The sequence below is a fragment of the Leptothrix ochracea genome, from assembly GCF_041083635.1.
Classification (GTDB): domain Bacteria; phylum Pseudomonadota; class Gammaproteobacteria; order Burkholderiales; family Burkholderiaceae_C; genus Sphaerotilus; species Sphaerotilus ochraceus.
Genome location: NZ_JBFPHB010000019.1, coordinates 1 through 22,205 on the forward strand (window position 1 = coordinate 1; position 22,205 = coordinate 22,205).

The following is a 22,205-nucleotide window of genomic DNA, read 5'->3' on the forward strand; positions in this document are numbered from 1 at the left end:
GCATCCCCCAGATCCACCGTTCGCAATTCCTCTGCTGCCCACGTCATCACCACACTCCTGCTGCCCTCTGTTCAGCTTAGACACTTCGCCACAGAGTTCAATCAACTTGTGGGTAATGGATAGCTTTGTAAAAGGGGGCTAGGGGGATTTAAGCAGCAGCAGCGTTCCCGGCGACAATCGCGGGCATGTACGCCCTTTTTGATGATTCCGGAAAATTCCTGGCTGGCCGGGTGATGTCGCAGGCTGATAGTTCGATGCAAATCGAACTCGACTCAGGCAAGCGCGTCAAAGTGAAGTTGGCCAACGTGTTGTTGCAGTTCGAAAAGCCTGCGCCCGCTGAGGTGTTGGCGCGCGGGCAGCAGATGGCTGCGGAGATGGATCTGGATTTGGCTTGGGAGTTCGCGCCCGAAGACGAGTTCAGTTTCGGTGACTTGGCACGCGACTACTTTGACGCTAAAGCGGGCACGCTGGAGCAAGCCGCTGCGCTGTTTGGCCTCTATGGCGCGCCGCATTACTTCCGCCGCCTTGGCAAAGGGTTGTTCCGCAAAGCGCCAGAGGAAACCGTCAAAGCGGCGTTGCTCGGTATCGAGCGCAAAAAACAAGTGGCCGCCCAGATCGAAGCTTGGGCCAAAGAGCTGGTGGCAGGGCAATGCCCGGAGGCGGTGCGCGAGCAGCTCTACAAGATCTTGTTCAAGCCGGACAAGAACGGGGCCGAATACAAAGCGGTGGTCGAAGCGGCGCGGGCCTCACAGCGCGCGCCGCTTGATTTGCTGACCAACGCCGGCGCCATCACCAGCCCGTACCAGTTCCACTGGCGGCGCTTTTTGTTTGAGCAATTCCCCAAAGGCACGGGCTTTCCAGCTTTGGCAGCCCCGGCCATCAAGGACGACTTGCCGCTGGCGCCGGTGCAGGCTTTCTCGGTGGACGACTCCAGCACCACGGAAATCGACGATGCGCTCTCGGTGCAAGGTCTGGGCAGCGGCACGGTGATTTTTGGCGTCCACATCGCAGCACCAGGTTTGGCGATGCAGCCGGGCTCAGCGGTGGATATCGCCGCGCGCGAGCGGCTCTCGACCGTCTACATGCCCGGCTGGAAGCTCACCATGCTGCCGGACGCGGTGGTGCAGGCCTACACGCTGATCGAGGGGCGCGACTGCCCAGCGGTGTCACTCTACGTGACGATGGACGAGGCCACGCTGACCATCACGTCGAGCGAAACCAAGCTGGAGCGCGTGCCGATCAAGGCCAATCTGCGCCACGACCAGCTCGATAGCGTGGTCACCGAAGCTGCGCTGACCGGCCAAGCCCCGGCCGACTTTGCCTTTGCGGCTGAATTGACCTTTGGCTGGCGCTTGGCCAAGCATCTCAAGGCCCAACGCGAAGTGGTGCGCGGCAAGCCGGAGAACTTCAACCGGCCCGACTACAACTTCAAGCTCGTCGATGCCAGCGGCAACGCCCCGAGCCAAGCCCCGGACGGTAGCGAAACGGTGCGCATCAGCGAACGCAAACGCGGCGCACCGCTCGATCTGATCGTGGCTGAGGCGATGATTCTGGCCAACAACACGTGGGGCGGCTGGCTGGCCGAACTGGGCGTGCCGGGCATCTACCGCAGCCAAGCCAGCATGGCACCGGGCATGAAAGTGCGCATGAGCACCCGCGCGCTGCCGCACGCTGGCATGGGGGTGGCGCACTACACCTGGGCGACCTCGCCGCTGCGGCGCTATGTCGATCTGGTCAATCAGTGGCAGATCATTGCCTGCGCCCGCCACGGACGCACCGCCATGTTGGCAGCACCCTTCAAGCCCAAAGACGCCGAGCTGTTCTCGGTCATCTCCAGCTTCGAGTCGGCCTACGGGGCTTACAACGACTTCCAAAACGGTGTGGAACGTTACTGGACGCTGCGCTGGCTGGAACAAAACGGTTTGGCGGAACACGGCGGCATCGAGGTCGAAGCAGCGGTCATCAAGGACGGCTTGGTGCGCCTCGATACCCTGCCGCTGGTGCTGCGCGCCACCGGGGCCGAGAACCTCGGTCGCGGTGCCAAGGTGCGGGTGCGGGTCAGCAAGGTCGATCTGCTCACGCTTGAAGCCCATGCGTCCTTGGTGGCTCGCTTGGATGAAGTCATCGCCGACACCACCGCTGACAGCGCTGAAGAGGATGACGAAGAAGCCAGCGCGGCCAGCACCGGCCTGCATCTGGCCATCGATCTGAGCCCTGAATCCGCCGCTGCCGACGCCCCGGCAGTGTCCGCCTGAACTGTTTGCTGAGTTTGCTTTCGCCCCATGCAGCGTCTGAAATCACTCTCCAGTCTGCAAATCGCCCTGCTGGTGTCGGTTGCACTCCATGCCGCCCTGCTGCTGATGCATGTGGCGGCACCGGCGGCCTTTGACCGGATCTTGCACGACAGCCCCCTTGAGGTGGTGCTGGTCAACGCCAGCAGTCGCGACGCCCCGGCCAAGCCGGAAGTGATCGCTCAGCGCAACTTGGCAGGCGGCGGCGAGACCGATGGCGCGCGAGCCACCTCGCCCTTGCCGGTGGCGCCACTCAATGCCATCGGCGACTCGGTGACCGACGCCCAGCGGTTGCTGGAGCAGATGCAAGAGCAACAGGTGCAGTTGTTGGCACAAGTGAAGCGCGACTTGGCCGCGTTCCAGCTCAGCGATCCCAGCCGCAACAGCAAAGGCGACCCGACCCACGCGGCCGAGGAAGAACGCCATCGCCAATTGCTGATGCTGCTGGCGCAAATTGAGAAACGCATCAACGCCGAAAACGCCCGCCCGCGCCGTCGCTTCGTCAGTCCAGCGGCCCGCGAAGGGGTGCATGCGCTCTACTACGACACCCTGCGCCACCGGATCGAGGACGTCGGCACCCGCAATTTCCCGGAAGCCAACGGCCAGAAACTCTATGGTGAGTTGTCCATGCTGATCGCCATCGACGCTTCGGGCAAGGTGGTCTCCACCGACATCATCACCGGCTCAGGCAACCGAGTGCTTGATCGCCGAGCACTGTCCATCGCCCGAGCCGCTGGGCCCTTTGGGCCGTTCACTGCCGCGATGCGCAACCAGTTTGATCAACTGGTGTTCGTCTCGCGCTTTCGCTTCACCCGCAATGACGGCCTCCAGGCCAACGTCGAGGACACCTCCTCGCATTGACCCTCTCTCTGTGCTGCCCCCATACCCATGGACCGTTACGCCGTCATCGGCCACCCTGTCAAACACAGCCGCTCACCGCGTATCCACGCCCTGTTTGCCGCGCAAACCGGACAAACGCTGGATTACGACCGGCTTGAAAGCGCGCCTGAAGCCTTCACCCAAACCGTGCTGGCCTTTGCTGCCAGCGGGGCGCGGGGCTGCAACATCACCGTGCCTTTCAAGTTTGAAGCCTGGCAGATGGCCGCTCACCGCACCGCGCGGGCCGAGCTGGCGCAATCGGCCAACACCCTGCGTTTTGATGCGGGGGGTTGGTGGGCCGACAACACCGACGGCATCGGCTTGGTGCGCGACATCACCCAAAACGCCGGTGTAACGCTGGCCGGCCAGCGTGTGCTGCTGATCGGTGCGGGCGGTGCCGCAGCGGGCAGTTTGGGGCCGTTGATCGACACCCAACCGGCCGAGATCGTGGTGGCCAACCGCAGTGTGGCCAAAGCTGAAGCGCTGGTGGTGCGCCACCAAGACTGGGCGGCGGCTCAAGGGGTGCGCTTGCACGCCACGGATCTGGACCATGCGGGTGAAGCGTTCGACGGGGTGATCAACGCCACCGCCAGCAGTTTGGGTGGGGCCGAGTCGCCCGTAAGAGCTGGTGTGCTCAAGCCGGGGGCCTTGGCGCTCGACATGATGTACGGCGCGGCGGCGGCGGGCTTTCTGGCTTGGGCCGAGACGCACGGCGCCCATGGTCGCGACGGCCTCGGGATGCTGGTGGAGCAAGCTGCTGAGGCCTTCACGGCTTGGCGCGGCGTGCGGCCCGACACGGGCCCGGTGTTGGCGCAACTGCGCACTGAGCTTTGAGGCGCCAAGTGGCATGAAAACTTGGCGCGCAACCGCCTGGCGCTTGCTGGCCCTGCTGGCGCTGTCTTTCCTTGCCTTGCAAGGCTTTTGGCTGCTGCGCATCGGCACCATGACGGTGATCGATCCGCAATCCACCAGCTTTGAGCGCTCAGAAGCTTGGCGCCTGATCACCGAAAAACATCGCCTGAACTGGTCGCAAGCGTGGCGCAGCTACCCCGCGATCAGTGATCAGCTCAAGCGCGCGGTGATCGCCAGCGAAGACGCCGGCTTTACCGATCACAGCGGCATCGAATGGGACGCGATCGAAAAAGCATGGACTCGCAACCAAAAAGCCGAGGCCCGCGCGGCGACAGTCCCTTCCCGGCGCGCACCGCCCAAAATCTTTGGCGGCTCCACCATCACGCAGCAGCTGGCCAAAAACTTGTTTCTTTCGGGAGAGCGCAGCGTGCTGCGCAAGGCCCAAGAAGCGCTGATCACCTTGATGCTTGAAGCGGTGCTCGACAAGCAGCGCATCTTGGAGATCTACCTCAATCACGTCGAATGGGGTGAAGGCGTGTTTGGCGCCCAAGCAGCGGCGCAACACCATTTCCGCACCGAGGCCGCCCGACTGCAAAGCGCCCAAGCAGCGCGGCTGGCCGTGATGCTGCCGGCACCCAAGCGCTTCGAGAAACAGCCCACCTCCGCCTATCTGGTGGGTCGATCCACCACCGTCATGGCCCGCATGTCGGCGGTGGATCTGCCGTGACTCACGCCACCCTTGAGATGGCGGAGCACATCGCCCGTCATCGGCTGGACGAGGGTTTGAGTGCGTCGGAAGCGCACCAACGCGCCGCCCAAGAGCTACACCTCCAAGCCACGCCCGCGCTTTGGCCCGATGCGGTGCAGATAGCAGCGTGCATGCGCAGCCGCATCGCGCTGTTTCATCCGACCCAGAACGAAGATCTGCGCATCCTGCGGCAGCTGGCCCTGCACTGGATGCACCGGCTGGCGGACTTCGAGCCACACGTGTTCGGTCCGGTCTGGGACGGTACCGCCACGCGCCCGTGTCCGGTGCAAATCATGCTGTGCTGCGACGACAGCACGGCGGTGGATATCGTTCTGATGGCACACCAGCAACCCTACAAAGTCAGGCAACATGTGCTGAGCTGGCATGAACGCCACAGCGCTTGGCGCCATCCGATCACGATGGAAGTGCACGTCTTGGATCGCACGACCCAGCGGCGCCAGCCACGACTTGATCCCCAAGGTCAGCCCATGCGCGGCAACACCAAGGCTCTTACCGCCCTTCTTTCAGGAGTGACTCGATGAAACGCCGCTTCAAAGGGGTGCTGGGTGCCAGCGTAGTGCTGATCATCTTGATCGGCATCACGGCCGCCTTGCTGCTCAGAACGACCCCAACCTCCAAGATCCAAGTCACCGAGGCGCTCTGGATGCAGCAGCTGCCTCTGGCCAACAAGCCATCCAGCCCAACGGGCCCTGAACTGGATTTCAAGCACCTTCACGGCCAGCCCTTGGTCATCAACTTTTGGGCCTCTTGGTGCACCCACTGCGTGCACGAAATGCCGGCCTTGGATCGCTTTGCCAAAGACCACGCGAGCCAAGGCTGGCAGGTGGTGGGCGTGGCGGTTGATCGTCCCGAAGCGGTGCAACGCTTCTTGCAAGAAATCCCCGTTTCTTTCCCGGTGGTCATCGCTGGCTGGGCCGGCATGGAGCTGATGCGCAGCCTTGGCAACGCCAGCGGCGGACTGCCTTACACCGTGATCTTGAACCCCGAAGGCCACGTTGTGATGCAAAAAGCCGGGGCGGTCAGCACCGAGGAGCTGCGCCGTTGGGCGGCGGCCATGCGGCCATGATTTATGTCGTTGGCGAGTCACTTTTGATCGAATCGACCTGAAAAGCGCGTAAAGTTCGACTTTCGCCAAGAATTTCAAGCGATAGTCCCCTTAACGCTGCTGATCTGGACCCCGTCCTTGCCCCCATTCGCTATGCGCATCCTCGTTCTTCAAGGGCCGAATTTGAACCTGCTCGGTACCCGTGAACCTCAGGTTTACGGTGCCTCGACCTTGGGCGATATCCAAGCCGATCTTGATCGCTGGGCCCAAGAGCAGAACCCCGGTCGGAGCGATGCGTTGACCTTGTGGCACTTTCAAAGCAATCACGAAGGGGCGTTGATCGATCGCGTTCATGCAGCGCGCACCGAAGGCGTGGACTTCATCGTCATCAATCCCGGCGCTTACACCCACACCAGCGTGGCGTTGCGAGATGCTTTGGCGGGGGTGGCGATTCCTTTTGTCGAGGTTCATCTTTCCAACGTGCATCGCCGCGAACCCTTCAGGCATCACTCGTATTTTTCAGATTTGGCCGAAGGCGTCATCGTCGGTCTCGGAGCCATGGGCTATCGCCTAGCCCTGGAATTTGCCTTGCAACGCAACCCTCGGCCCAAGGCCTAGAGCTGCGTTGTGATTTCCGCATGGCATCCCGGCTGATTGTTCTGCCGGCTTTGCTGTTTCACTGCATCACCCGCCCCACAACCCCCATCACCGGAGACTTTGAGATGGATCTGCGCAAACTGAAAACCTTGATCGACTTGGTGTCTGAATCGAACATTTCCGAGCTGGAGATCACCGAAGCCGAAGGCAAGGTGCGTATCGTCAAAAGCGACCCGAACGCCGGCATGATGACGATGGTTCAGCCCATGATGCAGCAAGCCGCCCCGGCACCAGCGGCAGCGCCCGCGGCACCGGCAGTGGCAGCCGCCCCGGCCGCCCCCACGGGTCATGTGATCAAGTCGCCGATGGTCGGCACCTTCTACCGTGCATCGAGCCCAGGCGCCAAGTCCTTGGCCGATGTGGGTCAGCAGGTCAAGGAAGGCCAAGCCCTTTGCATCATTGAAGCCATGAAGATCATGAACGAGATCGACTCGGACAAGGCCGGCATGATCACCCAAGTCTTGGTTGAAAACGGTCAAGCGGTCGAGTACGGCCAGCCCCTGTTCATCATCGAATAAAGACCGGCTCACGTCCCCGCAAACGTCGCCCCAGCCCGTTTTTCCTGTCGTCGAGTCGAGGCCCTGATTTATGTTCAAGAAGATTTTGATCGCCAATCGTGGCGAAATTGCCCTGCGCATCCAGCGCGCCTGTCGCGAGATGGGCATTCGCGCCGTGATGGTGTATTCCGAAGCTGACCGGGACGCCAAGTACATCAAGCTGGCCGATGAATCGGTTTGCATCGGCCCCGCACCTTCGGGACAAAGCTATCTGAACATGCCAGCCATCATCGCGGCGGCAGAAGTGACGGATGCTGAAGCGATTCACCCCGGTTACGGTTTCCTGAGCGAAAACGCCAGCTTCGCCGAACGGGTGGAGAAAAGCGGCTTTGCCTTCATCGGCCCGACCGCCGAATCGATCCGACTGATGGGCGACAAGGTTTCGGCCAAGGACGCCATGATCAAGGCGAACGTGCCCACCGTGCCAGGCTCGCCTGGCGCGCTGCCTGAAGACCCGAAGGAAATCATTCTTATCGCGCGTCAAGTGGGCTATCCGGTGATCATCAAGGCGGCCGGCGGCGGCGGCGGGCGGGGGATGCGCGTGGTGCACACCGAAGCGGCCTTGCTGCATGCGGTGCAGACCACCCGGGCTGAGGCAGGTGCCGCCTTCGGCAACCCGACGGTGTACATGGAAAAGTTCCTGGAACATCCGCGTCACATCGAAATCCAAATACTGGCCGACACCCACGGCAATGCGGTCTGGCTGGGTGAGCGCGATTGCTCGATGCAACGCCGTCACCAAAAGATCATCGAAGAAGCACCGGCACCGGGCATCCCGCGCAAGCTGATCGAGAAGATCGGGGACCGCTGCGCCGCCGCTTGCAAAAAGGTCGGCTACCGGGGTGCCGGCACGTTCGAATTCCTGTTCGAAAACGGCGAGTTCTATTTCATCGAAATGAACACCCGCGTGCAAGTTGAGCATCCGGTGACTGAACTGGTGACCGGCATTGACATCGTGCAGCAGCAGATCCGCATCGCCGCTGGCGAAGCCCTGCCCTTCACCCAAAAGCAGATCCATCACCGGGGCCACGCCATCGAGTGCCGTGTCAACGCGGAAGATCCGTGGACCTTCATGCCTTCGCCGGGACGCATCACCATGTGGCACCCGCCAGGTGGCCCGGGGGTGCGGGTTGATTCGCACGCGTACTCGCAGTACTTCGTGCCGCCCAACTACGACTCGATGATCGGCAAGATCATTGTTCACGGCGATACGCGCCAGCAGGCCTTGGCCCGCATGCGCAGCGCTTTGAGCGAAACCTTGGTCGATGGCATCCAAACCAACATCCCGCTGCATCGTGAACTGATGGTGGACGCCAAGTTCAACGAAGGTGGCACCACCATCCATTACCTCGAAGGCTGGATGGCCGAACGCAAGCGTTAAACACAAACATGATGGTTGAACTGTTGTTGCTGGCTCCGGCCAGCCGGGTGGAAACGGTTTCCGACGCCCTGATGGAGTTGGAAGCTTTGGCCGTCAGCGTTGAAGACGCCGATGCCGATACCCCCGACGAAGCGCCGATCTTCGGTGAACCCGGCATGCCGGCCTTCCAGACCATGGCGATCCGCAGCTGGGATCGCTCGGTCATGAAGGCGCTGTTTGCCAGCGAAGCCGAGGCCACCGAGGCCGCAACCTTGCTGCTGGCCCAAGACTGGGCCAGCGACGTGCACCTGCAAGGTCTGCAAACCGTGCCCGACGAAGACTGGGTGCGGCTGACGCAATCGCAGTTCGAACCCGTGGGTGTGACCGAGACGTTCTGGATCGTGCCGTCTTGGCACAAGCCACCAGAGCAAGCACGCCAGATCATGCGGCTCGACCCCGGCTTGGCCTTCGGCACCGGCACGCATCCCACGACCCGGATGTGCCTGCGCTGGATCGCGCGCCACGCCGAAGCCGACGTCGCAAGCTGGGAGCGTGTTTTGGACTACGGCTGCGGCTCGGGCATCTTGGCCATCGGCGCCCATCTCTTTGGCGCCCGAGGCATCGACGCGGTGGACATTGATCCGGCGGCCATCGACGCCACCCAAGCCAACGCCCAAACCAACGCCGCCCAAGTGCGCGCCGGGATGCCAGATCTGGCCCAAGGCACCTACCCCTTGGTGCTGGCCAACATCCTGTCGGCCCCGCTCAAGCTGCTGGCCCCGGTGCTCACAGGTCACCTGGCCCCAGGCGGAGCGTTGGTGATGGCTGGCGTGTTGGAGCGCCAAGTGGAAGAACTGCAACAGGCCTACGCACCCGCGCTGCAACTTGACGTCTCAGATCGTGAAGAGGGCTGGGTCTTGCTGACTTCGCGTCGTCCGGCCTGAATCTCTGCGTGCGATCATTCCAGCCATGAGTCTCGCTACGTCCTGCCCAACTTGCAGTACCACGTTCCGGGTTGCGGAAGAGCAACTGCAAGCCTCCGAAGGCTGGGTTCGTTGTGGTCAGTGCCATCAGATCTTCGACGCCTTAGAGCGCCTGTTCGATCTGGATAACGCGCCGCAACCCAGTCAAGATCCCACCCCTGCTTCACCCGTTGCCCCCTCCTTGACCGAACCCGCCGCTTCAGCGGCGGTGACGGTGCTTGCACCGCTCCCGCAAGGAGCCACAGAAGACGATACCGACCCGTCGAGCGATGAGGATGCCCCGCCAGAGTGGGCCGAAACGCGACCCGCCCTGTTTGGTGCAGACAACATCTTGCTGCAACCCTCTCAACCTGGTGCACCACCCAAGGCCCACGCGTCCCGAGCAGGGCCTGTCGATGATCATCCGCAGCCCGCGTCGAAGCCACATAGCGGTAGTGGCACCTTGCATTTTCTGGACGACATTGGCACCGCCGTGCCAGCACACGATGCTGCGTCACGGCCGACATTGACGGCGGACATCGAGAACGAGTCGGCAGACTCTGCCACGGTGTTCTTGGTCGAATCCGGCATGGACGATGAGAGTGCAGAGCCCGAGACGACCGGCAAGATCATCCATGAGCTGGAACCAAGCTCGACACTGCAAGCCCCGGTCGTCGCCTCGTCCACCCCCCCGACCAGCGGTGTCGCTCCCACCACCAGTGCCAAAGCCAGTCCGTCAGCCACCGGTTCGACGACGACATCGGCCACCAGCGTCGCCGCCACGAAGGGTCGAACGCCCGCAGCCAGTGCCAGCGCAAGTGAAAGTGCAAGCACCCTTGCGCCAGCGCCAACACCCCCGGCGCGGCGCGCCAAAAGCATCAAAGAAAAAACATCACGGACGGCGGATAGCAGTGCCACCACCATCACGCCTGCGGCCACCCTGTCCGCCAACGAAGCAGATACCCACGAAGAACACAGCCACAACGAACGGCTGCCCGCCTTCGTGCGCAAAGCGAATCAAGATGCTCGCTGGCGCAAACCGTGGATTCGCTTGGTCTTGGTGCTGATCAGTTTGCTGACGCTTTTGGCCTTGGCTGGCCAAATCGGATACCAATGGCGCGATCTGATCGCGGCACGCGCGCCAGCACTGCGTCCCGGGTTGGTCTTGGGGTGCGAATGGCTGCACTGCCAGCTCGAACCCCCGCGTGTGCTCGAAGCGGTGGTGGTGGACAACACCGCCCTGACCCGGCCGCCGGGCATGACCGAAGGCTATCGGCTGAGCATCGCCTTGCGCAACAAAGCGGATCACGACATCGCCGCCCCCAGCATGGAGCTGACACTGACCGACACCGCCAACGCGGTGCTTTCGCGCCGCGTGTTGCATCCGAGGGATTTTGGGGTGAATCAACCGGCACTCAGCGCCCAAGCCGATGCCGCGTGGCAACTGGTCTTTCTGAGCCCAGAAACGCGCATCACGGGCTACACCGTGCGCGCGTTCTATCCTTGAACCTCAGCGTGCTGAAACCTGCGCCAGCATGGTTTCGGCGTTGCTGACCGCAAAAGCACCCGGGGCTTCGACGTTGAGCGTTTGCACCACGCCATCACGCACCAGCATCGAATAACGCTGCGAACGCAAGCCCAGACCCTTCGCACTCAGATCCAGCGTCAGGCCCGTGGCACGGGTGAAATCAGCGCTGCCATCGGCCATCATCCGCACGCAGCCAGCCGCCCGGTGCTCACGCCCCCAAGCGCCCATCACAAAGGCATCGTTGACCGCGAGACACCAGATTTCGTCCACGCCAGCCGCTTTGAGGGCGTCAGCCAGCGCCACATACCCCGGCAGATGCTGCGCCGAGCACGTCGGCGTGTAGGCTCCCGGCAAAGCAAAAATCACCACCGTCTTGCCCGCAGTGGCCGCTTTGACATCCACGGCGTTCGGGCCCAGAGCGCACCCGGGCGTGTCCTCGTCGATGAATTCGTACAGGGTGACAAAGGGGATGGATGAACCGATGTTGAGCATGATGAGAACTCCAAAAAAGAAGAAAGACACGGACAAAGAAAAACCGGCCACCAGTTTCCCAGTGGCCGGTTTTCCGGCGTGCGAAGAGCGATAAAGCCCTTCACATCTTGAGGATGAAGATCCTCAGACTGCGATCGCCTTTTCAACCAAGCGGGTCACAACCCAAGCCTTGGTCTTCGAGATCGGACGGCATTCCGAGATCTCAACGACGTCACCCATCTTGGATTCGCCGTTTTCGTCGTGCGCGTGGTACTTGCTCGACTTGGTCACGATCTTGCCGTAGAGCTCATGCTTGACACGACGCTCGACCAGCACGGTGACGGTCTTGGCACGCTTGTCGCTCACCACCTTACCCACGAGGGTACGGGTGTTCTTGGTCTTTGCGTCGCTCATTGCGCCGCTCCCTTCTTCTTTTCAGCCAAGATGGTGCGAGCACGGGCGATATCGCGACGTGTGGCACGCAAAGCAGCGTTGTTGCCAAGCTGCTGGGTGGCCTTTTGCATGCGCAGACCGAAATGGGCCTTCAGCAGGTCGCTGATTTCCTTTTCCAGAGCTGCCACGTCTTTGGCGCGGAGTTCAGATGATTTACTCATTGCAGGTCTCCCGTTCCTCAGGCGCCGATGGCGCGGCTGACGAACACAGTACGCAGGGGCAACTTAGCAGCCGCGAGCGTGAACGCTTCGCGAGCCAGTGCTTCCGGCACACCATTGATTTCGTAGAGCACCTTGCCCGGCTGAATTTCAGCCACGTAGTACTCCGGATTGCCCTTACCGTTACCCATACGCACTTCGGCCGGCTTTTGCGAGATCGGCTTGTCCGGGAAGATACGGATGAAGATACGGCCACCGCGCTTGATATGGCGCGAGATGGCACGACGGGCGGCTTCGATCTGGCGAGCCGTCAAACGGCCGCGCTCGGTGGCCTTCAGACCGAAGTCACCAAACGACACGTTGGCGCCGCGCGTGGCGATGCCAGTGTTGCGGCCCTTTTGTTCCTTACGGAACTTGCGACGTGAGGGTTGCAACATTGCTTATTCTCCTTTCGGCGCTGCGCTGGGAGCGTCCGGCTTGCGGAGCACGCGCTTCACGGCAGGCTTATCACCAGCCGGGGCAGCATTGGCGCCATCGGCAGGGCGACGATCATTGCTGCGCGGGCCGCCACGGCGTTCGCCAGGACGGTCGTTGCGCGGGCTACGGCGGCGGCGATCCTCTTCAGGACGCTCTTCGCGAGCAGCTGCCGGCATTTCACCGTTGGGCAGACGATCACCCTTGTAGATCCAAACCTTGACACCGATGATGCCGTAGGTGGTCTTGGCTTCAGCGAAACCGTAATCGATCTCAGCCTTCAGGGTATGCAAGGGCACGCGGCCTTCGCGATACCACTCCGTACGAGCGATTTCGATACCGTTCAGACGGCCCGACGACATGATCTTGATGCCCAAGGCGCCCAGACGCATCGCGTTCTGCATCGCGCGCTTCATGGCGCGGCGGAACATGATGCGCTTTTCGAGCTGCTGCGTGATCGACTCAGCGACCAGCTGCGAGTCCGTTTCGGGCTTGCGCACTTCCTCAATATTGACCGCGACCGGCACGCCCAGACGGCGGGTCAGTTCAGCCTTGAGGTTTTCGATGTCTTCGCCCTTCTTGCCGATCACCACACCCGGACGTGCCGAGAAAATGGTGATGCGAGCGTTCTTGGCAGGACGTTCGATCTGGATGCGCGAGACCGCAGCGTTCTTTAAACGCTTCTTGAGGTAATCGCGGACCTCGATGTCTTCCGCCAGCATGGCTGCGAAAGTCCGGTTGCCTGCATACCAACGCGACGACCAATTGCGCGTGACAGCCAGGCGAAAGCCGGTCGGATGAATTTTTTGTCCCATGATGCCCCTCAGTTACCGACGGTCACGTAGATGTGCGCGGTGGGCTTGCTGATGCGATTGCCACGACCCTTTGCACGGGCCGAGAAGCGCTTCAACGTGGCACCCTGCTCAACGTAGATCGATGTCACGCGCAGTTCATCAATGTCAGCACCGTTGTTGTGCTCGGCATTGGCCACTGCACTTTCAAGCGCCTTCTTGATGATCCCAGCAGCCTTCTTTTGTGTGAAGGTCAGAATGTCCAGCGCTTGGCCGACTTTCTTGCCACGGATCAGATCTGCGACCAGACGGCCCTTGTCACAAGACAGGCGCACGCCTCGCACGATTGCTTTGGTTTCCATTGCATCGGCTCCTTAACGCTTGGCTTTCTTGTCCGCCGGGTGACCCTTGAACGTACGGGTCAGGGCGAACTCACCCAGCTTGTGGCCGACCATTTGGTCAGTCACGTACACGGGCACGTGTTGCTTGCCGTTGTGCACAGCGATCGTCAGGCCGATGAAATCGGGCAAGATCGTCGAGCGACGCGACCAAGTCTTGATGGGCTTCTTGTCCTTGATGGCGACAGCCTTTTCAGCCTTGGCCAGCAAGTGATGGTCCACGAAGGGACCCTTCTTGAGTGAACGAGTCATGAGCTACCCCTTATTTCTTGCGACGCGACACGATCATGGTCTGCGTACGCTTGTTGCTGCGGGTACGGTAGCCCTTGGTCAGGGTGTTCCACGGAGACACCGGCACTTGACCTTCGCCCGTGCGGCCTTCGCCACCACCGTGCGGGTGATCCACCGGGTTCATGGCCACGCCACGAACGGTCGGGCGAATGCCCAGCCAACGCTTGGCACCGGCCTTGCCGTACTGGCGCAGGTTGTGCTCTTCATTCGACACTTCGCCCAACGTGGCGCGGCAGTCGATATGAATCTTGCGCACTTCACCCGAGCGCAGGCGAACCTGAGCGTAGGTGCCTTCGCGAGCCATCAGCGTGACCGAGGTACCGGCCGAGCGAGCGATTTGAGCGCCCTTGGCAGGCATCATTTCGACGCAGTGAATGGTCGAGCCGACGGGAATGTTGCGGATCGGCAGGGTGTTGCCTGTCTTGATCGGGGCTTCAGCACCGCTCAACAAGGTTTGACCGACTTCCAGACCACGCGGGGCGATGATGTAGCGACGTTCGCCGTCGGCATAGCACACCAAAGCGATGTGCGCCGTGCGGTTCGGGTCGTATTCGATGCGTTCAACCTTGGCCGGAATGCCGTCCTTGTTGCGCACGAAGTCCACCACACGGTAGTGATGCTTATGACCACCGCCCTTGTGACGCACAGTGATGTGGCCGTTGTTGTTGCGGCCAGCATTTTGCTTCTGGGGTTCCAGCAGCGAGGCTTCCGGTGCACCCTTGTGCAGGTGCGCATGCACCACCTTCACCACGGCACGGCGGCCAGGCGAGGTCGGTTTGACTTTAACGACGGCCATTACGCAGTCTCCCCGGAGAAGTTGAGCTCTTGACCTTCCTTCAGGGAAACGAAGGCCTTGCGAACGTGATCACGCCGACCGGCACGACCCCCGAAACGCTTGGTCTTGCCCTTTTGGTTGGCAACCTGCACGGAGGCGACTTCGACCTTGAACATCAGTTCAACGGCGGCCTTGATTTCAGGCTTGGTCGCGTCTTGCAGAACCTTGAACAACACTTGGTTGTTCATTTCGCCGATGCGAGTGGCCTTTTCCGAAATGATCGGAGCCACGAGCACCTGGGCCAGACGGCCCTCATCAAACTTGGGCGTGCTCATGCGAACATCTCCTGGAGCTTGTCGATCGCAGCCTTGGTCACCACGATCTTCTTGTAGAAGACCAGCGACAGCGGATCGGCATAACGCGGCTCAACCACCAACACGTTGGTCAGGTTGCGCGCGGCAAGGAACAGGTTTTCGTCAACCGCGTCAGCGATCACCAGCACATGGTCCAAATTCATGGCCTTGAGCTTGGCTGCCAACAGCTTGGTCTTCGGGGCTTCGACGTTGATCGAATCCACCACCACCAGACGGCCTTCACGAGCCAGTTGCGAGAAGATCGCGGCCATACCGGCGCGGTACATCTTCTTGTTAACTTTGTGGCTGAAGTTTTCGTCCGGCAAGTTCGGGAACACCCGACCGCCCCCACGCCACAACGGCGAGGACGTCATACCCGCACGAGCGCGGCCCGTACCCTTTTGACGGAACGGCTTCTTGGTCGAGTGGCGAACTTGTTCGCGATCCTTCTGTGCGCGGGTGCCTTGACGGGCATTGGCCTGATAGGCCACCACGACTTGATGGATCAACGCTTCGTTGTAGTCACGGGCAAACACAGCATCGGAGGCATCCACCTTGCTGGTCGCTTGACCTTGTTCATTCAGGAGCTCGAGCTGCATCAGTTGGCTCCTTTCTTGGCCTTGACCTTAACGGCGGGACGAACGGTCACGAAACCGCCCTTGGCACCCGGCACCGCACCCTTGACCAGCAGCAGTTGACGAGCTTCGTCAACGCGCACGATGTCAAGATTTTGGGTGGTCACGGTGTCGTCGCCGAGATGGCCCGACATCTTCTTACCCGGGAACACGCGACCCGGATCCTGCGCCATCGAGATCGAACCCGGCACGTTGTGCGAACGGCTGTTACCGTGCGACGCGCGCTGCGAACCGAAGTGGTGACGCTTGATGGTGCCTGTGAAACCCTTACCAATGGTCGTGCCTTGCACGTCCACTTGCTGGCCTGCGGCAAACATGTTCACCGGCAGCACAGCACCTGCGGGGTATTGACCCGCAACGTCGGCTTCCACGCGGAACTCTTGCAGCAGCTCACCGGCTTCCACACCGGCCTTGGCCAAATGGCCAGCGGCGGGCTTGGTCACGCGCGATGCCTTACGAGCACCGAAAGCGACCTGAAGGGCGCTGTAACCGTCGTTTTCGACGGTTTTGACCTGGGCAACGCGATTGTTGGACACATCGAGCACAGTCACAGGCACGGCATCGCCGTCGTCTGTGAAGATGCGCATCATGCCCACCTTGCGGCCCAGCAACCCGAGACGATTGCTAAGACTCATCGTTTTCTCCAATACCCGACAACGATTGGCCGGGCTGACTGAGGTACGTTCTGACGTGATCGGAGCCAAATCAGAACGAACGAAACGGACCCGAGGTTAGACCCAGGTCCGAAAAGCTCTCCATCCTACCACAAATGGACGGAGATAGAACCACCCACCTAGAACGCACTCACATAAGCGACCGCAAGGGAGTGCACGGTGTAGGTCGGAGCCCCCTCGCCGGTGGGCAACACTTGGGTCAGACCGCCGGGCTGCATCGCCTCATAGGCCCAGTCGCTGGTCTTGAGCCGCTGATAGCCGTAGGCCATGCGCACCGAGCGCGCCGTGTCCAGCTTGTACGCCCCACCCAGCCGCAACGCGACCGAGTCGGTGCTCACCGTCGGCAGGGCGGCGGCCGGGATGTAATAGGCCGCGATCGTCGGATCCACCGCCCCGGCAGCCACGCTGCCCGCATAAGGGTTGTTGACATAGTTGCCGCCGCTGAAGCCGGTGTCGCTGCGCAGCTGACTCAGAATCAAGCTGCCGCGCACATCCAGACTCCCGCCCCACAAACCGGTGCGCGCCACACTCAAGCCCACGGTGTCGATCTTGTCGCGCATGTCGGCCGACCAGTTCAGACACGGATCGATCTTGTTGTTGGCGTTGCGGGTGGCGATGTCGGCGTAGCAGCCGCCCGAGATCGCGGTGGCGCCGCCCACGTTCGCCACCGCGCTGTTGGCGGTGTACGAGTTGCCGGCGCTGCGCGAGCGCTGATCTTCGCGGCTGTAAAACAGACTCACACTGACCCGATCGCTCGGGCTGTAGGTGCCGTCCAAGTTCAGCGCCCAACTGCTGGCTTGCTTCAAGCCGTAAACCGACTCACCGTAGCTGTCGGCGTTGTAGTCGAGCCCGCCTTGGAACGTGATCGTCTCGCTCGCTTGCCACTGCGCTGAGGTGCGCAGCTTGTTGCGATCGCGGTTGGCGTTGTTGAAGTGGCGCATACCGATCAACTCGCTGATGCGGTTGCCACTGTTGGCGTAATAGGCGCTGGGCAACGCGTTGTTGAGCGGGAAGAAGAACGCCTGCGCACTGCCCGCCGCAGCGGCCGGATTCAACCCCGACACCGGGCCATAGCCCGTGAGCCCCAACGCCACCAAGGTGTCATAGGCCGTGGCGCCACCGGGAGCACCGGTGGGACTGACCGCGGCCATCGGCACCAAGGCGAGGAAGGCGTTCTCGTTGTAGGTCACCGTGCGCTTGGACTTGGCCATGCCCACCCGGCCCTGAAGCGCTTCGCTCTCGCTCCAGCGCCACTCGGCCCGCAGGGTCTGCTCACGGCTCTTGGCGGCGTCCGCACAATCGATCCACGTGCTGGCGCAGTACTTGTCGGTGGTTTGCGCATCCACCCCCGCTTGGAGCTGTTGCCCGGGCTGCAACCGGTAGTCAGCGTCCAAGCTCAGCTGCTGGAGCTTGCGGCTGTAAGGCCGGTTGGCGTTGAGGTTGATGTTGGAGCCGTACTGCGCCCCAAACACCGACGCCGTGGCTGCGGGCAACTCGCCCACGTCGTAAAAGCCGTAGGTGTTCACCGCCGTGCGGTTGTCGCGCACATCCAACTTGTAGGCCCCGCTCAGGCGCACATCCTTGCTCGGCTTGGACAAGAGCTTCAAGTTGGCCGACTCGGTCACCACCAAGCCTTCCAACGAGGTGGTGGGTAGCAGCGGCACCCCGGTGAGGCCATCGTTGAGGAAGGCCGCGTTCTGGGTGGCCCGGCCATAGGCCACGTCGCCCACCACCTTGGTGCTCTTGCTCAACTCATAGCTCCCCGCCAAGGAGAGCTTGTGGAACTGATTGCTCGGTGCCGTGCTCATCGACTGGGTCTTGGTCGGATCGGCCCACACCGTCCACGCCACCGAAGAGACGTTGTTGCTGAACATCGATGCGTCGTAGGCCGCTTGCAGGGTGGAGCCATCACCAAGGTATTGCACCCCCACGCGGTATTGATCGTGGTTCTGATCGACGGGCTGCGGCAACGTGGTCGAAATATCCCCGCCGGTGATGCGGGTCAGCGCCGAGAGCGGCTTGAGCCCGGTCTTGTGCTCGTGCGAGCCTGAGACCGAGGCCGACCAGCGGCTGTCGAGTTGCACGTCACCGCCAAGACTCAGCTGGGCTCGCTGGGTCGAGAGGCGCACTTGATTGAACGCCGGCAAATCGGCCGCTTGGAGGGCGGCGGCCGTGCTCAATTGCGCCGGGGTCGGTGCGGTCGAAGCGCCCGCCACAATCGCGTTCGAGCTGGTCACGTCCGGCGACAGCCCCCGGGCGTTCGGCGTGGCGGCGTTGACGCGCGGCACCAGCGGCACGACCCAATTGGCCGGCAGGCCCAAGACGTTGCCACCCACGCCTTGGTACGGCGTCTGGAAGCTGTCCGAGCGGTTGCGCAGCAAGGTGTCGTAGCCCATCTTGAGGCGGAACCGGCCCTGTTCACCGTACTCCGCACTCATCGAGCTCGACTTCAACCCCAGATCACTGGCCTTGAGCCGCCAGCGGGTGGCGTCTTCGCTGTCGTAGGCTCCGCCACCGATCACGTCCAAACCACCCACCGCTTGGCCACCTTGACGGTTCACGCCGTCAAATTCGTGCGCCTTGGTCGAATCGCTGTTGCTGGCCGCCACCCCAAGCTCGACGTGGCTCTTGGGCCGGGTCAGCTCCGCCAAGGCCGGATCTTCGGCCGCGTGGACCACACTCAGCAGCGACAGCGCCGCTTGCACCGCCAGCACCGAAGCGCTCAGGCGCAGGAAAGAAGGATGCACATTCATCATGGAACTCCTGATCTTTTTGTCGATGCTCAGCGCTGGAACTTAGAGCCAGCCGGATGGTTCGAGCCGTGCACCACCATGTGGCAGTTCAGGCAAGCGCGTCCGCCCATCTGAGCCCGTGCCGCCGCCCCAGCCAGCAACTGATTGCCGTTGGCCATCGTCAAAGCACCACCTTGCAGATTGGCCCCGCTGTTGACCTGCGCAGCGTGATCGCCGCTGTGGCACGACTGGCACAGCCAGGGTGCGCGCGCTTTGAGCAACGGGGCGTTGTTCGAACCGTGCGGCGTGTGGCAGTTGGTGCAGGCTTCCGTCACCGGCTCGTGCTCCCACAGGAACGGTCCGCGCTGTTCGGCATGGCAGCTCTGGCAGGTCTCGTTGACCGAGCCCTTGCTCAGCAGCTTCGGCCCCGTGGTGCCGTGTGGGTTGTGGCAATCCGAGCAACCCATCTTGCCGGCCGCCAAGGGATGGGTCGAGAGCCGATGGGTCTGGGCCCGCTCGGTCTTGTGGCAGCTGAAGCACACCTCTTGCTGGCTGCTCTTGTTCAGCACCGGATCGGCCTTGACGTGCACGCTGTGGCACGAAGCGCACACCACATCGCGGCTTGAGTGTTGGCTACCCTCCCAGTGCATGCGCTGACCGCCTTTATGGCAACCGATACAGACCTCAACCTGTGTGGCCGCATCTAGGGTGGGATTCAACGCCGACTTGGTCTTGAAGACGATGTCGGGCGTCGGGCGTGAGGCCTCGCCCACGCCCTTGCCCCCGCTCACGTGCTGCTCGCTGCGTCCGTGGCAGCTCTGGCAGCTGGGCGTGCGCGCATCGGCCCGCACCCCGTGCTTGGTTTGATAGATCGACAGCAGCGGCTTGGCTTCGCTCTCGTCGTGGCACTTCGTGCACACAGCGTCAGGATGCTCTTTGGGCGAAACAGTTTTGGAGAGATCGGCCGCAAAAACCGCCGACCCCAACGTCATACCCAGCGCTGCCACAGCCACAGCACATATCCGGTGAATAACCCGCTTCATCACATACCCCTCAAATGATTTCGGCACCGATCAGAAAACCGGTGCCGAATCGAATCCATGATCTATACCGCCCAAATAACTTACTGCGCAAGAATCCATTCAGCCAGATTCTTCAGCTCGGCGGGATCCTTCTTCAAAACCTTATGCTCTTCCTCGTGTCCATCGGGGAATTTAGCCTTCTCGCCCGACGTCAGGTGGTGAACAATCTTTGCCACAGCATCTGGCTTGCCTTTGTATTTCACCGCCAACTCTTTGAAAGGTGGGCCATCTTTCTTTTTCTCAATACTGTGACACTTGAAGCAATTATTCTGCCGAGCCAAGCCTGAGGCGGCATCAGCATCCAAGGCGTATGCCACAGACATCGACAACATCATCGCTGCGGAAACCATTCCCAAACCCAAACAGCGATTCAACGTCAAGCTTTTCATTTTTCACATCCCTCAAAGGTCAAACAGCACGCAAACAGCACGTTTAGCCACGTTTTACTACGTCTGAATTTACATCCATAGATATCGACCGGTGATTATGGTCTCGCCTTGACGTCGATCAACGTTGACGCAAATTGACCCCAGACCGATTCTTTGCCGGCCGTTTCACAGCAGGGCGCGGCGCAAACCTACAATCGCACCTCCTCAAGCAGCTTCAACGCGTGACCTATGCCCCACACCCGTGCCCTTGCCGCCATGCCCATGACCTCCCTGTCCGCCCTGTCGCCGCTGGACGGTCGCTATGCGGGCAAAGTGGCGCCTTTGCGCCCCCTGCTGAGTGAGTTCGGCCTGATGCACCGCCGCGTGCAAGTCGAAATCGAATGGTTCATCGCCTTGTCAGACGCCGGTCTGGCCGACTTCAAGCCCTTGAGCGAAGCCTCACGCGGCTTTCTGCGCTCGCTGGTGTTGATGTTCTCGGAGACCGATGCCCAAGCCATCAAGGACATCGAAAAAGTCACCAACCATGACGTCAAGGCGGTCGAGTACTGGCTCAAGCAGCGCTTTGGCGATCATCCCGAACTCGAAGCGTCGGCCGAATTCGTTCACTTTGCTTGCACCAGCGAAGACATCAACAACACCAGCCACGCCTTGATGCTCAAGTCGGCGCGCGACAGCGTGTTGCTGCCGGCCTTGGACCGCATCATCCAGCGCATGACCGACTTGGCGCACACCTTTGCGGCCCAGCCGATGCTGAGCCGCACCCACGGCCAAACCGCCAGCCCGACCACCGTCGGCAAGGAAATCGCCAACGTGGTGGCGCGTTTGCAGCACGGCCGCGCCGTGATCGCCAGCGTCAAGATGCGCGCCAAGATGAACGGCGCGGTGGGCAACTACAACGCCCACCTCTCGGCCTACCCCGAGCACGACTGGGAAGCCTTCAGCCGCCACGTGATCGAAGACGCGCTGGGCCTGAGCTTCAACCCCTACACCATCCAGATCGAACCGCACGACTACATGGCCGAGCTGTTTGACGCCTTCACCCGCGTCAACACCATCTTGATCGACTGGTCGCGTGACGTCTGGGGCTACATCAGCTTGGGGTACTTCAAGCAAAAGACCAAAGCGGGCGAGGTCGGCTCCTCGACCATGCCGCACAAAGTCAACCCGATCGACTTCGAAAACGCCGAAGGCAACTTCGGTCTGGCCAGCGCCGTGCTGACGCACCTGTCGCAAAAGCTGCCCGTGAGCCGCTGGCAGCGCGACCTGACCGACTCGACCGCGCTGCGCAACATGGGTGTGGCGCTGGGCTACGCCTTGCTGGGCTTTGACAGCCTGCTGCGCGGCTTGGACAAGCTGGAGCTGAACGCTGCCGCCTTGAATGCCGATCTGGACAGCGCCTGGGAAGTGCTGGCCGAGCCGATCCAAACCGTCATGCGCCGCTACGCCCTGCCTGAGCCCTACGAGCAACTCAAGGCCTTCACACGCGGCCAGCCGATGACGCGCGAGCTGATGCAAGGCTTCATCGCCAAGCTCGATCTGCCCCAAGCCGAAAAAGACCGCCTCTTGGCCATGACACCGGGCGACTACACCGGCATGGCCACCGAATTGGCCCGCCGGATCGGCAGCTGA

The 22,205-nt window shown here is 61.8% G+C and carries 26 protein-coding genes; 12 read left to right on the top strand and 14 right to left on the bottom strand.

The features are described 5' to 3' along the window. The first annotated feature begins 185 nt into the window (after positions 1–185). The 11 genes from AB3X39_RS07935 (at position 186) to AB3X39_RS07985 (ending at position 10,879) form a co-directional block, all read left to right on the top strand. A complete protein-coding gene (locus AB3X39_RS07935) occupies positions 186–2,255 on the top strand; it encodes a ribonuclease catalytic domain-containing protein (RefSeq protein ID WP_369416825.1) in 2,070 nt (689 codons plus the stop codon). A gap of 27 nt (positions 2,256–2,282) precedes the next feature. After that, positions 2,283–3,152: an energy transducer TonB gene (locus AB3X39_RS07940; RefSeq protein WP_369416826.1), complete on the top strand. Its 870-nt coding sequence runs from the start codon at positions 2,283–2,285 to the stop codon at positions 3,150–3,152. Positions 3,153–3,179: 27 nt separating this feature from the next. Further along, positions 3,180–4,004: a shikimate dehydrogenase gene (gene aroE / locus AB3X39_RS07945; RefSeq protein ID WP_369416827.1), complete on the top strand. Its 825-nt coding sequence runs from the start codon at positions 3,180–3,182 to the stop codon at positions 4,002–4,004. A gap of 13 nt (positions 4,005–4,017) precedes the next feature. Beyond that, positions 4,018–4,749 carry a monofunctional biosynthetic peptidoglycan transglycosylase gene (gene mtgA / locus AB3X39_RS07950; protein WP_369416828.1) on the top strand — a complete coding sequence of 244 codons (732 nt, stop codon included), beginning with the start codon at positions 4,018–4,020 and terminating at the stop codon, positions 4,747–4,749. After that, positions 4,746–5,312 carry a hypothetical protein gene (locus AB3X39_RS07955; RefSeq protein WP_369416829.1) on the top strand — a complete coding sequence of 189 codons (567 nt, stop codon included), beginning with the start codon at positions 4,746–4,748 and terminating at the stop codon, positions 5,310–5,312. Before mtgA ends, AB3X39_RS07955 begins: the two co-directional genes overlap by 4 nt. Then, on the top strand, positions 5,309–5,857 hold the full coding sequence (locus AB3X39_RS07960) for a TlpA disulfide reductase family protein (protein ID WP_369416830.1): 549 nt from the start codon (positions 5,309–5,311) through the stop codon (positions 5,855–5,857). The genes AB3X39_RS07955 and AB3X39_RS07960 overlap by 4 nt, the downstream gene beginning before the upstream one ends. A gap of 132 nt (positions 5,858–5,989) precedes the next feature. Beyond that, a complete protein-coding gene (gene aroQ, locus AB3X39_RS07965) occupies positions 5,990–6,454 on the top strand; it encodes a type II 3-dehydroquinate dehydratase (RefSeq protein WP_369416831.1) in 465 nt (154 codons plus the stop codon). 104 nt (positions 6,455–6,558) lie between these two features. Then, a complete protein-coding gene (accB, locus tag AB3X39_RS07970) occupies positions 6,559–7,011 on the top strand; it encodes an acetyl-CoA carboxylase biotin carboxyl carrier protein (RefSeq protein ID WP_369416859.1) in 453 nt (150 codons plus the stop codon). A gap of 70 nt (positions 7,012–7,081) precedes the next feature. Then, positions 7,082–8,431 (top strand): acetyl-CoA carboxylase biotin carboxylase subunit, encoded by a 1,350-nt coding sequence (gene accC / locus AB3X39_RS07975; RefSeq protein WP_369416832.1) that lies wholly within the window; start codon positions 7,082–7,084, stop codon positions 8,429–8,431. An 11-nt stretch (positions 8,432–8,442) separates the two neighbouring features. Continuing rightward, complete coding sequence (gene prmA / locus AB3X39_RS07980) at positions 8,443–9,354, top strand: 50S ribosomal protein L11 methyltransferase (protein WP_369416860.1); 912 nt, start codon at positions 8,443–8,445, stop codon at positions 9,352–9,354. Between the two features lie 25 nt (positions 9,355–9,379). Next, the gene (locus AB3X39_RS07985; protein ID WP_369416833.1) at positions 9,380–10,879 is read left to right on the top strand and encodes a DUF3426 domain-containing protein; all 1,500 of its coding nucleotides are present in this window, start codon (positions 9,380–9,382) and stop codon (positions 10,877–10,879) included. A gap of 3 nt (positions 10,880–10,882) precedes the next feature. On the opposite strand, the gene AB3X39_RS07990 is transcribed toward AB3X39_RS07985, so the two are convergent. From AB3X39_RS07990 to AB3X39_RS08055, 14 genes are all read right to left on the bottom strand, one after another. After that, on the bottom strand, positions 10,883–11,392 hold the full coding sequence (locus AB3X39_RS07990) for a peroxiredoxin (protein WP_369416834.1): 510 nt from the start codon (positions 11,390–11,392) through the stop codon (positions 10,883–10,885). Positions 11,393–11,515: 123 nt separating this feature from the next. Beyond that, the gene (gene rpsQ / locus AB3X39_RS07995; protein ID WP_369416835.1) at positions 11,516–11,785 is read right to left on the bottom strand and encodes a 30S ribosomal protein S17; all 270 of its coding nucleotides are present in this window, start codon (positions 11,783–11,785) and stop codon (positions 11,516–11,518) included. Further along, positions 11,782–11,985, bottom strand: coding sequence for a 50S ribosomal protein L29 (gene rpmC / locus AB3X39_RS08000; protein WP_369416836.1), 204 nt, complete (start codon positions 11,983–11,985; stop codon positions 11,782–11,784). Before rpmC ends, rpsQ begins: the two co-directional genes overlap by 4 nt. Positions 11,986–12,002: 17 nt before the next feature. After that, a complete protein-coding gene (rplP, locus tag AB3X39_RS08005) occupies positions 12,003–12,419 on the bottom strand; it encodes a 50S ribosomal protein L16 (RefSeq protein ID WP_369416838.1) in 417 nt (138 codons plus the stop codon). A 3-nt stretch (positions 12,420–12,422) separates the two neighbouring features. Then, positions 12,423–13,271, bottom strand: a complete 849-nt coding sequence (rpsC, locus tag AB3X39_RS08010; RefSeq protein ID WP_369416839.1) for a 30S ribosomal protein S3 — start codon at positions 13,269–13,271, stop codon at positions 12,423–12,425. Between the two features lie 8 nt (positions 13,272–13,279). Then, positions 13,280–13,609 (bottom strand): 50S ribosomal protein L22, encoded by a 330-nt coding sequence (gene rplV / locus AB3X39_RS08015; RefSeq protein WP_369416840.1) that lies wholly within the window; start codon positions 13,607–13,609, stop codon positions 13,280–13,282. Positions 13,610–13,621: 12 nt separating this feature from the next. Then, entirely contained in the window at positions 13,622–13,897 is a 276-nt protein-coding gene (rpsS, locus tag AB3X39_RS08020; RefSeq protein ID WP_369416841.1) for a 30S ribosomal protein S19, read from the bottom strand. 10 nt (positions 13,898–13,907) lie between these two features. Beyond that, positions 13,908–14,732, bottom strand: a complete 825-nt coding sequence (gene rplB / locus AB3X39_RS08025; protein ID WP_369416842.1) for a 50S ribosomal protein L2 — start codon at positions 14,730–14,732, stop codon at positions 13,908–13,910. Next, positions 14,732–15,046: a 50S ribosomal protein L23 gene (gene rplW, locus AB3X39_RS08030; RefSeq protein ID WP_369416843.1), complete on the bottom strand. Its 315-nt coding sequence runs from the start codon at positions 15,044–15,046 to the stop codon at positions 14,732–14,734. The genes rplB and rplW overlap by 1 nt, the downstream gene beginning before the upstream one ends. Continuing rightward, positions 15,043–15,663, bottom strand: a complete 621-nt coding sequence (rplD, locus tag AB3X39_RS08035; protein WP_369416844.1) for a 50S ribosomal protein L4 — start codon at positions 15,661–15,663, stop codon at positions 15,043–15,045. Before rplD ends, rplW begins: the two co-directional genes overlap by 4 nt. Continuing rightward, entirely contained in the window at positions 15,663–16,334 is a 672-nt protein-coding gene (rplC, locus tag AB3X39_RS08040; protein WP_369416845.1) for a 50S ribosomal protein L3, read from the bottom strand. Before rplC ends, rplD begins: the two co-directional genes overlap by 1 nt. Positions 16,335–16,492: 158 nt before the next feature. After that, positions 16,493–19,126, bottom strand: coding sequence for an MtrB/PioB family decaheme-associated outer membrane protein (locus AB3X39_RS08045; protein WP_369416846.1), 2,634 nt, complete (start codon positions 19,124–19,126; stop codon positions 16,493–16,495). A 29-nt stretch (positions 19,127–19,155) separates the two neighbouring features. Continuing rightward, positions 19,156–20,148 (bottom strand): DmsE family decaheme c-type cytochrome, encoded by a 993-nt coding sequence (locus tag AB3X39_RS08050; RefSeq protein WP_369416847.1) that lies wholly within the window; start codon positions 20,146–20,148, stop codon positions 19,156–19,158. Positions 20,149–20,228: 80 nt separating this feature from the next. Next, complete coding sequence (locus AB3X39_RS08055; protein ID WP_369416848.1) at positions 20,229–20,576, bottom strand: c-type cytochrome; 348 nt, start codon at positions 20,574–20,576, stop codon at positions 20,229–20,231. Positions 20,577–20,831: 255 nt separating this feature from the next. Here AB3X39_RS08055 and purB point away from each other — a divergent pair, with 255 nt between their 5' ends. Beyond that, positions 20,832–22,205, top strand: a complete 1,374-nt coding sequence (purB, locus tag AB3X39_RS08060; RefSeq protein WP_369416849.1) for an adenylosuccinate lyase — start codon at positions 20,832–20,834, stop codon at positions 22,203–22,205.

What these genes read in the sequence shown, in the direction of transcription:
- AB3X39_RS07960 (WP_369416830.1), top strand. Translation starts at nt 5,309, where the DNA reads ATGAAACGCCGCTTCAAAGGGGTGCTGGGTGCCAGCGTAGTGCTGATC.
- rpmC (WP_369416836.1), bottom strand. Translation starts at nt 11,985, where the DNA reads ATGAGTAAATCATCTGAACTCCGCGCCAAAGACGTGGCAGCTCTGGAA.
- rplP (WP_369416838.1), bottom strand. Translation starts at nt 12,419, where the DNA reads ATGTTGCAACCCTCACGTCGCAAGTTCCGTAAGGAACAAAAGGGCCGC.
- AB3X39_RS07990 (WP_369416834.1), bottom strand. Translation starts at nt 11,392, where the DNA reads ATGCTCAACATCGGTTCATCCATCCCCTTTGTCACCCTGTACGAATTC.
- mtgA (WP_369416828.1), top strand. Translation starts at nt 4,018, where the DNA reads ATGAAAACTTGGCGCGCAACCGCCTGGCGCTTGCTGGCCCTGCTGGCG.
- AB3X39_RS08045 (WP_369416846.1), bottom strand. Translation starts at nt 19,126, where the DNA reads ATGAATGTGCATCCTTCTTTCCTGCGCCTGAGCGCTTCGGTGCTGGCG.
- rplV (WP_369416840.1), bottom strand. Translation starts at nt 13,609, where the DNA reads ATGGAAACCAAAGCAATCGTGCGAGGCGTGCGCCTGTCTTGTGACAAG.
- rplB (WP_369416842.1), bottom strand. Translation starts at nt 14,732, where the DNA reads ATGGCCGTCGTTAAAGTCAAACCGACCTCGCCTGGCCGCCGTGCCGTG.
- AB3X39_RS07940 (WP_369416826.1), top strand. Translation starts at nt 2,283, where the DNA reads ATGCAGCGTCTGAAATCACTCTCCAGTCTGCAAATCGCCCTGCTGGTG.
- aroE (WP_369416827.1), top strand. Translation starts at nt 3,180, where the DNA reads ATGGACCGTTACGCCGTCATCGGCCACCCTGTCAAACACAGCCGCTCA.
- rpsC (WP_369416839.1), bottom strand. Translation starts at nt 13,271, where the DNA reads ATGGGACAAAAAATTCATCCGACCGGCTTTCGCCTGGCTGTCACGCGC.
- accB (WP_369416859.1), top strand. Translation starts at nt 6,559, where the DNA reads ATGGATCTGCGCAAACTGAAAACCTTGATCGACTTGGTGTCTGAATCG.
- rpsQ (WP_369416835.1), bottom strand. Translation starts at nt 11,785, where the DNA reads ATGAGCGACGCAAAGACCAAGAACACCCGTACCCTCGTGGGTAAGGTG.
- aroQ (WP_369416831.1), top strand. Translation starts at nt 5,990, where the DNA reads ATGCGCATCCTCGTTCTTCAAGGGCCGAATTTGAACCTGCTCGGTACC.
- AB3X39_RS08055 (WP_369416848.1), bottom strand. Translation starts at nt 20,576, where the DNA reads ATGAAAAGCTTGACGTTGAATCGCTGTTTGGGTTTGGGAATGGTTTCC.
- rplD (WP_369416844.1), bottom strand. Translation starts at nt 15,663, where the DNA reads ATGCAGCTCGAGCTCCTGAATGAACAAGGTCAAGCGACCAGCAAGGTG.
- accC (WP_369416832.1), top strand. Translation starts at nt 7,082, where the DNA reads ATGTTCAAGAAGATTTTGATCGCCAATCGTGGCGAAATTGCCCTGCGC.
- prmA (WP_369416860.1), top strand. Translation starts at nt 8,443, where the DNA reads ATGGTTGAACTGTTGTTGCTGGCTCCGGCCAGCCGGGTGGAAACGGTT.
- rplW (WP_369416843.1), bottom strand. Translation starts at nt 15,046, where the DNA reads ATGAGCACGCCCAAGTTTGATGAGGGCCGTCTGGCCCAGGTGCTCGTG.
- rplC (WP_369416845.1), bottom strand. Translation starts at nt 16,334, where the DNA reads ATGAGTCTTAGCAATCGTCTCGGGTTGCTGGGCCGCAAGGTGGGCATG.
- AB3X39_RS07935 (WP_369416825.1), top strand. Translation starts at nt 186, where the DNA reads ATGTACGCCCTTTTTGATGATTCCGGAAAATTCCTGGCTGGCCGGGTG.
- AB3X39_RS07985 (WP_369416833.1), top strand. Translation starts at nt 9,380, where the DNA reads ATGAGTCTCGCTACGTCCTGCCCAACTTGCAGTACCACGTTCCGGGTT.
- rpsS (WP_369416841.1), bottom strand. Translation starts at nt 13,897, where the DNA reads ATGACTCGTTCACTCAAGAAGGGTCCCTTCGTGGACCATCACTTGCTG.
- purB (WP_369416849.1), top strand. Translation starts at nt 20,832, where the DNA reads ATGCCCATGACCTCCCTGTCCGCCCTGTCGCCGCTGGACGGTCGCTAT.
- AB3X39_RS08050 (WP_369416847.1), bottom strand. Translation starts at nt 20,148, where the DNA reads ATGAAGCGGGTTATTCACCGGATATGTGCTGTGGCTGTGGCAGCGCTG.